At 66.7% G+C, this 543-nt stretch carries 1 protein-coding gene; it reads left to right on the top strand.

All coding sequences use genetic code 11. The features are described 5' to 3' along the window. Window positions 1–239 precede the first annotated feature (239 nt). On the top strand, window positions 240–543 hold a 304-nt coding region (locus tag AC1DTN_RS38965; protein ID WP_477925584.1), incomplete at its 3' end, for a cytochrome b.

The raw sequence follows: 543 nt of genomic DNA, 5'->3' as shown, positions 1-543 counted from the left end.
GTCCATGACATGCGGGCCCGAAGTTTGGCGCGATTGTGGGACGGGGTCGACGCGACCCGCACGGAACTCGGCGCTCGATATGCCGGCTTCTGCACACAATTGCGCAAACGGCGCGTGTTGTTCCAGACGCCCGCAACTGCGACACTGCCCGCACGATGCGACCGAATCCCCGATCCCTCCCGACCGGGCGGCGAACGTTCCGCCTCTCGAACAGCGTCTCCTCGTGGGGCGCGGTGGCCATGTTCTTTCACTGGCTCGTCGCCGCGCTGATCTTCATCCAGTTCGCGCTCGGATGGCTCGCCACCGGCTGGCGGCTTTCGCCGACGAAACTCGATCTCTTCGTCTGGCACAAGTCCACCGGCATGCTGGTGCTGGCACTGGTCGTCGCGCGCCTGCTGTGGCGCCTGGCAGGCCCGGCACCGGCACTTCCCGCGGACATGGCCCCCTGGGAGCGCACCGCGGCGCGCCTGAGCCATGCGCTGCTCTATGTCATCATGATCGCCATGCCTCTTACCGGCTGGATCATCAACTCCGCGCAGGGTG

This window comes from Rhizobium sp. 01T444 (assembly GCF_056398305.1).
The sequence above is the reverse complement of the archived record's forward strand: the minus strand, read 5'-3'. Positions and strand labels throughout refer to the sequence as shown.